Annotated in this window: 7 protein-coding genes; 1 reads left to right on the plus strand and 6 read right to left on the minus strand. The window is 43.8% G+C overall.

Features of this window, described 5'->3' with window-relative positions; all coding sequences use genetic code 11:
- Positions 1 to 344: 344 nt before the first annotated feature.
- The 5 genes from AB4384_RS05060 to AB4384_RS05080 all read right to left on the minus strand — a co-directional run bounded on the left by AB4384_RS05060 (position 345) and on the right by AB4384_RS05080 (position 4,770).
- On the minus strand, positions 345 to 1,376 hold the full coding sequence (locus AB4384_RS05060; RefSeq protein WP_017059067.1) for a DUF2955 domain-containing protein: 1,032 nt from the start codon (positions 1,374 to 1,376) through the stop codon (positions 345 to 347).
- Positions 1,377 to 1,436: 60 nt separating this feature from the next.
- Positions 1,437 to 2,498: an HlyD family secretion protein gene (locus tag AB4384_RS05065; RefSeq protein WP_017059068.1), complete on the minus strand. Its 1,062-nt coding sequence runs from the start codon at positions 2,496 to 2,498 to the stop codon at positions 1,437 to 1,439.
- Positions 2,499 to 2,510: 12 nt separating this feature from the next.
- Positions 2,511 to 2,978, minus strand: a complete 468-nt coding sequence (gene slyA / locus AB4384_RS05070; RefSeq protein ID WP_017059069.1) for a transcriptional regulator SlyA — start codon at positions 2,976 to 2,978, stop codon at positions 2,511 to 2,513.
- A 362-nt stretch (positions 2,979 to 3,340) separates the two neighbouring features.
- Positions 3,341 to 4,225 carry an REP-associated tyrosine transposase gene (locus tag AB4384_RS05075; RefSeq protein WP_372129004.1) on the minus strand — a complete coding sequence of 295 codons (885 nt, stop codon included), beginning with the start codon at positions 4,223 to 4,225 and terminating at the stop codon, positions 3,341 to 3,343.
- A gap of 47 nt (positions 4,226 to 4,272) precedes the next feature.
- Positions 4,273 to 4,770: a hypothetical protein gene (locus AB4384_RS05080; protein WP_372129006.1), complete on the minus strand. Its 498-nt coding sequence runs from the start codon at positions 4,768 to 4,770 to the stop codon at positions 4,273 to 4,275.
- Positions 4,771 to 5,366: 596 nt separating this feature from the next.
- Here AB4384_RS05080 and ltrA point away from each other — a divergent pair.
- The gene (gene ltrA / locus AB4384_RS05085; RefSeq protein WP_102319985.1) at positions 5,367 to 6,704 is read left to right on the plus strand and encodes a group II intron reverse transcriptase/maturase; all 1,338 of its coding nucleotides are present in this window, start codon (positions 5,367 to 5,369) and stop codon (positions 6,702 to 6,704) included.
- A gap of 71 nt (positions 6,705 to 6,775) precedes the next feature.
- On the opposite strand, the gene AB4384_RS05090 is transcribed toward ltrA, so the two are convergent.
- Complete coding sequence (locus tag AB4384_RS05090; protein WP_372129008.1) at positions 6,776 to 6,937, minus strand: hypothetical protein; 162 nt, start codon at positions 6,935 to 6,937, stop codon at positions 6,776 to 6,778.
- Positions 6,938 to 7,051: the final 114 nt, after the last annotated feature.

The raw sequence follows: 7,051 nt of genomic DNA on the forward strand, positions 1-7,051 counted from the left end.
TCATTGGAACAACAAGCTATCGCCGGTTCAGTGGCGCACGACTTTCAAGCAATAGAACTCATTTCATTGAGGGCATTTTTGCGTTACATGCTACCGCCAGCATACCTTTGGGCAGAAATGAGTTTCGGAAAAGTAAACATTAGCAAATCATGAATAACTACAGGTATGGCAAAGAGGAAAAAGTTTCAACGGTGTCTCCAATTGCTTTATTGAAATACTAGTACCTGATCCCGTACTGGAATCAGGTGATTGTTATGAGAGACAAAAGACAAGACATGACCCTATTGTTTCTAATGCTGAGTCACAAGCAGTTTTTTTCCATGCTCAATTAATCATTATCAGCATTACTGATAACTTAAGCGCGTTGCAGCAAATCGGTTAAGTAAAGTGTGCATGATGTAACACAGTAATAAAGTCGCTACGATGGCAACCAAAATACTGCTAATACGGTAAAGTGCACTATATATCAGATCGCTACCTGGGGTGAGGTATTGGCCAAATAAAATCCCCAGCGTGGTCATCGCTCCAAAGCCAACCCCAGCGCCGACGTTTTCTTTGACGTGTACTTGGCTAAATAGCATTAACCCAAACCATAAAACCGGCACGACTAAGATCAACAGCCCTGACCAATCATAAAGAAACAACTGGGCTAACACACCGAATGTCACTCCAAGAAAGGTACCTATCGCACGTTTAAGGGCATAATTTAATACCCCAGTAAAATGCATCGGATAAAGTAATAAAATTGTGGCAGCTTGCGCCGACATAGAGTCTTGCAGATTAAATATCTGGAACACGACAAAAGATGCTGTGGCGATAGTTGCCCCCAGTAATACTTCATGTCGCATTCGATTTACTGATTTTGCTGGTGGTTTTTGCAATTTTCTGGGTTCAACATCAGGGATTAACGAGACCATGATATAGGCGATAATGATTGCCAGTATTGTGGCGCCGAGATTAGCGCCGATGAGACCGTTTAGATCAGTATCAGGGTAACTGGCAAAATTAAGCATGATGCTCAGATTAAGTAAACTATTGGCACCATAAAGAAAAAAACTGCCGCGGGTCATGGCGGTAAAAAAGCCAACAAACACCCCAAAAATAATCAGGGTCATTAAGACTGGATGGCCACCAAATAAACCACCGATAACGCCTACCACTAATCCAGCTGTGACAGAAGACGCCAACACCTGCCGCGCGACATGGGCGGTGAACACAGGTGCTAGCCCTAGCAATACCATAGGGGTCACAGTATAAAACACCCCGTTACTAAAGCCGAACAGTTTGCACACAGTAAAGCCAATCGTGCCAGCAGTGGCAATACGTAGACATTGACGTAAATCATTGGCTGTCATGGGATTAAATCTTAGTAACATGATTGTTGCCTTGTGTCGCTGTAATATATTTAAAATAGCGCATCTATCAAATGTATGATGTTAATAGATATAGTGCAGCATACTGATGGCTTTAATCTGCCCATGAGCTAATAAGTTCAGCAAACTATTTTCTGGCATTATCTGCACCGTCGCCCGTGCCCCCGTTGGCAATGTTCTCATGACTTCGTCATTATCTAATTGTAAATGCAATCTCATTCTTTGGGCGTCACGGACCCAGCGATCAGATTGTTGCGGAGTCGCTAAACTGCCATTGGCATCGAACTGTCCGGCGCTAACCCCAGCATCAATACTGCTGACGTGGGCGCGATATAAACGGCCTGGTTCACCGTCAAACGCAACAAGGGCTTTAGATGAAATTGAGACATCTCGTAATGCCTTTTCTCTAAAATCAGCAATAATATCCACATCATCAGAAACAAGAGCCAGCAGTGGCTGGCCAATGGCCGCAAAGCCGCCGACCATGATTTGCAAGTTAGTAACTGTGCCGTCTTGATCCGCATGAACTTGGGTATAAGACAGGTTTAATTTGGCTTGGGCTAAGCGATTTTCGGCCTGACGTACTTTTAAGTTATTGTTACCGTAAACACCGCGGCTCACTTCTAATTGCTTTAAACGGGCTTGGGTTGCCAGCAAATTTGCTTCAGCCGCAGCGGCATCGCTGTCAGCTTGATCGCGTTGCTGTTGGGATACGCCATTAGTTTTGTACAGTGCATCAAGACGCTTTGCTTCGCTGCGTTTTTGTTGTGATGTGGTTTGGCTGGCATTGACATCAGCTTGCGCCGCTAACAAAGAGGCATCTAGCTCAGCGTTATCTTGCTGGACTTGCTCTAAAGCCAACTGCGCTTCATCTACCGCTAACTTATACGGTCTAGGATCTACTTCAAACAGTAATTCACCCTTGCTAACAACTTGGTTATTAGTGACAGCAATAGTTTTAATGCGGCCATTAACTTGTGGGGTAACCTTAGTCACAACCCGAGTTGCCATAGCCTGCGGCGTTAATGGCATAGTCGCATCAGCAAACATAAAGTAACCAAATACCAGCATAAAGCCTGCTAAGGCAATTTTTGTTAGCCGCGAAAATTGTTGATCTGGTGTCATATTTGTATTCACTTACTTGTCTGTCATTTTAGCTAATTTGGTTAACGCATTATTACCAATCAGATTAATTACTCTTTCAAACTCAGTAAGTTCTTCAGCGTTTATGCCTAAGAGCAATTGGCTACGGATATTGATAATTGTTACTTCAACTTTCGTTATTAAATCGAGTCCAGCAGGAGTCAAATTGACAAGTCTGGCGCGTTTATCATGGGGGCAACAGTGGCGTTCAATGAGCCCTTGCTGTTCTAATTGGGCTAAGGTGCGCATTAAAGAGGCCAGTTCAATTTCTAAGGCATTGGCTAATACTTTTTGACTGAGGTTGTCGCCTAATCGCCACAGTTTCCATAAGGCTGTCCAGCGTGGGTAAGTTAACTCTAAAGGGGCAAGTTCAATGTCAACAGCGGTGCGCCATAAGCGATGCAGACGCCCCAATTGTTCTGCCAGTGATAGCTCTTTCATATGGTCGAATTCTTTTTGCATCATGGTTCCCATTTACCTAGCGTGCTAACTATTATACTTGGTTAGCACGCTAAGTAAATTATTTTATACTATCAAAATCGCCTCATAAGCCTAAATCCCCTTAAAGTAATGAAAAAAAAGAATAAAAATGGAAGTGAAATAGGACATCCGATCTTTTACCAATAAATTTTAACCCAGCCAACCCAATCGCTGAGCCAGAAACACAGTAGATGACAAAAAATATTAGCTAACGCGCCCATTCAGTCACAAAATAAACGGAAGCGGAATTTTAAAGAAAAATATGTAGGATTTTTGAGATTTACAGGTGGCGTTGTTGAACAATTCCTCCCTAAGAGCGTAGTAACCCCAAGGGCTGCGAGCAATTAAGCCACTTCATTTCTTACGGGCATACCTAACAACGGGGGGGGGCAGGTCTTGCCTTTTGCCACTATACGGCTGACTCGTGAATAATGTAAGTCGAAGTGATTCCCTATTTGCTTTTGCGTATAGCCACCGCTATTAAATGCAGCAATAATGGCATCATTTCTACTAGGCGCTGAGTCTTGGTACTCCTTTAGCGAAAGAGGTTTAGCACGTCGCTGTTTTGCCGGAACCTCTTTGATATCTCCCTCTGCTAAATTCAAATTAGGAAGATGACTGTTCACAAACTCATCACTGCCTAGGTACACCTGCTGCTTTAATCCTGTCCATAGTGGCTTACCAACCCCCTCGAAAACGAATTGCTTGTATTTCTCAACAGCCTTATTTCTCTGGCGGCCAAATTGAAACAAGGTTTGATCAACCGCTAGCCAGTCTGGTGACTCTTTTAAACCAGTAACAAAAGGCCAACTGCTCCACTCATATTCGTTCGGTGTATCCACTATATTTGCACGAACGGGGTTAAGTAAAATGTAACGTCCCACTTCCAATAGATAAGCGTCTTTGTCGACTAAAATGGCTTTAAAGCGACCTTGGTATAGATGACCGACTCGGTTATGTTTTCTATTGAACTTTTGGGTATACACACCATTAAGCTGACGCATTCCCTTACTTAAGTTCCCATCAGGAGTTTCGACGAGTAGATGGTAATGATTGGTCATTAAACAGTAGCTATGCACGACCCAATTGAATCGCTCACTGGTGCCTGACAACACTTCGATAAACAATTCAAAATCTTGCTCTTCCAGATAAATCGGCTGTCGAGCATTACCGCGCGACGTTACATGATAGAGCGCACCCGCATACTCTATTCTCAGTGGTCTACTCATTGTCTTCCCTATACAAAAATGGCCTAGTTAAAAACTAGACCATTTCATCAAAAAGGCAAAAGACAGGACTTGACCCTACGTACGATTTCATCAAAAAGGCAAAAGACAAGACTTGACCCTACGTACGCACTATCTGTGCTATTAAGAATAGAGATGGTATCTGTCATTATAGTTTTCTGCCAATTGGCTGGGTTAGTAACGAAATCAGAGTAAAAACCAACAGGCTTCACTTTTCTAAAGTGACGGAACCACACTCCAAGATCGCATTCAGGCTTTCTGATGTAGTTATACTCACCAATAATTTCAACTAGAGCACAAGGATAATGGTGAGCAACAATGAGTACGAAATCCCCTACCTTCATTCGATGGGCAAAATCCCAATAGTCTCTTTGACTTTTTGGTATGTCAGCAGCATCTACATCAGTCAAGTCACCAGGAGGGTTTGCAAAATCAAGCCCTATGTAACCAAGGCCTAGAGATTTAACCGTATGAGCTACAGCATTCTCGCTATCATCAGGATGAAGCTGCATTCTCCAAAAGTTCATTGTTTCTCCTTGTGCTTATAACGCTTTAATCAGCCGACGCGCCAGCGGTCGGCTGCATTAATTTGTGTACGCCCAGCATGGGCATGAACTAATGAGGTGAAAGTCCTCTGTAGGAAGATCACCGTTACTCTTTCTAAAAGAGAATAACATACTGTTATTAAACGTTAACTACTAGCGAATGGCAAGGGCTTATCCGCGAGGATTGGTCTGAAGGAAGCCGCTAGCAAATTTGCGAGCTGATGAACAAGAACATCATATGAGGCGTAGGCTAGAGATGAGTTGGCACAAGACGACGAAATCACGTGATCTAATGGCCACCGTAAATGATGCAGCAGTGCAAAGAAAGTTCATGCTCTTATCTGGGGAGATCTGCTTAACTCGCGATCGGTCACTAACCAGTAAGGCTCTGGTTTATAAGTGCCTTGGCTTTTCAGCGTCATCGACTGAAAAGAGCGAATCAGATGGAAACCGATAGCGCATGACGGGGCAACTCGGCATGTGATTATGCAGAAGTCAGCAGACGGCATAGTAGCCCAACGCCCATCGTAATGGTTGGGATATGGTGAAGGCCTGAACATTTAGAAGAAGGAGGAGTCTTGTCAAACTTGTCGATACCCACTACGTCGCCAGACGATTACTATCAGCAGCGTATTGATCTGCAACCCGCCTTCAACAGCGATTTATTCCAGCAACTACTCGAACCTGAAAATCTACACCGAGCGTGGCGTCAAGTTAAAGCCAATAAAGGCGCACCAGGCATCGATGGCATGACCATCGAAGCTTTCCCGCTTTGGATGCAACAAGGCGGCTGGCAACAGTGTAAATCTCAATTAGAGCGAGGTGAGTATAAGCCCTCAGCAGTAAGGCGTGTTGAGATCGACAAACCCGATGGCGGTATACGCAAATTGGGGATCCCTAACGTCATTGACCGTGTGATACAGCAAGCGATAGCTCAAATACTCACGCCACTGTTTGACCCGTTCTTCTCGACTAACAGCTTTGGTTTTAGGCCGAATAGAAATGCCAAACAAGCGGTACTGCAAGTAAGGGATATCATCAAACAGAAACGCAAATTTGCCGTCGATGTTGATCTGTCTAAGTTCTTTGACCGAGTTAATCATGATCTCTTGATGACTCAACTTAGAAGTAAGGTGCAGGATAAGCGTCTGTTGGCGCTTATTGGTAAGTACCTACGAGCAGGTGTGATGGTCAATGGCCAATTTGAAGCAAGCTTTGAAGGTGTGCCTCAAGGTGGTCCACTCTCGCCATTACTCTCTAACATTATGTTGGATAGTCTGGATAAAGAGCTGGAAAGCCGAGGGCATAAATTCGCCCGCTACGCGGACGACTTTATCATTTTGGTAAAGTCTATTCGAGCGGGAGAACGAGTACTCAAGAGCATCACTCAATACCTTGCCACTAAGCTAAAACTGGTTGTTAATGAACAGAAAAGCCAAGTGGTTAAGGTAAGTCAAAGCAAGTTCCTAGGCTTCACATTTAATCGCGGGAAAATCCAGTGGCATGCTAAAACATTGCACATTTTCAAACAAAAGATGAGACGACTAACGAACCGAAATTGGGGCGTTAGTATGGAATATCAGCTGTTTAAAGTGCGTCAATACATGCAAGGCTGGATCAATTACTTTGGCATAGCTAACGCTTATCAAGGGTGTGTCGATTTAGACCACTGGATCCGACGTCGTGTACGTATGTGCTACTGGCGTCAGTGGCGAAAACCACGGACTAAGGTACAGAATTTACTTAAACGTGGCGTCAGGATCCAAGCCGCAGTTGCTTGTGGTATCACAAGTAAAGGCCCTTGGCGTAGCTCTAAAACGCCAGGGATACAGCAAGCTCTGAGTAATGAGTATCTGAAGAAAGCAGGATTATATTCACTAAGAGATGGATGGATCGCAGTTCATTATCCTAACTAGAAAGTCAGTTAGGTGTTCTAAATGAACCGCCCTGTGCGGAGCCGCATGCAGGGTGGTGTGGGGGCTGGAGGCTAGATACCTCCGGCTACCCGATTAGCAGTTTTTTCTTCGATTACGAGCATTTCATCAAAATGCCTAAATCCATAATCAGCCGTAGCAAATTCTTTTGGAAGTTTGAATTTTTTATTTTTAGGGAATTCAAAGTCACCAAATATAGAAGCTGCCATCATCATCGTGCCAATTAGACCCAACATGCCAGATAAAACATAACCAACAAAAGATGCTATAGATACAAACGGTATTGAGTTTACCCATTTCCAAGTTTCAGAGGCTTTGTTGCGTAATTA

Origin of the sequence: Vibrio sp. 10N.261.51.A4 (assembly GCF_041471945.1) — a bacterium.
In the GTDB taxonomy this organism is placed as follows: domain Bacteria; phylum Pseudomonadota; class Gammaproteobacteria; order Enterobacterales; family Vibrionaceae; genus Vibrio; species Vibrio crassostreae_C.

Bases quoted from the DNA above. Each gene is read 5' to 3' on its own strand.
- AB4384_RS05065 (WP_017059068.1), bottom strand. From the start codon at position 2,498: ATGACACCAGATCAACAATTTTCGCGGCTAACAAAAATTGCCTTAGCA.
- AB4384_RS05060 (WP_017059067.1), bottom strand. From the start codon at position 1,376: ATGTTACTAAGATTTAATCCCATGACAGCCAATGATTTACGTCAATGT.
- AB4384_RS05080 (WP_372129006.1), bottom strand. From the start codon at position 4,770: ATGAACTTTTGGAGAATGCAGCTTCATCCTGATGATAGCGAGAATGCT.
- AB4384_RS05090 (WP_372129008.1), bottom strand. From the start codon at position 6,937: ATGATGATGGCAGCTTCTATATTTGGTGACTTTGAATTCCCTAAAAAT.
- slyA (WP_017059069.1), bottom strand. From the start codon at position 2,978: ATGCAAAAAGAATTCGACCATATGAAAGAGCTATCACTGGCAGAACAA.
- AB4384_RS05075 (WP_372129004.1), bottom strand. From the start codon at position 4,225: ATGAGTAGACCACTGAGAATAGAGTATGCGGGTGCGCTCTATCATGTA.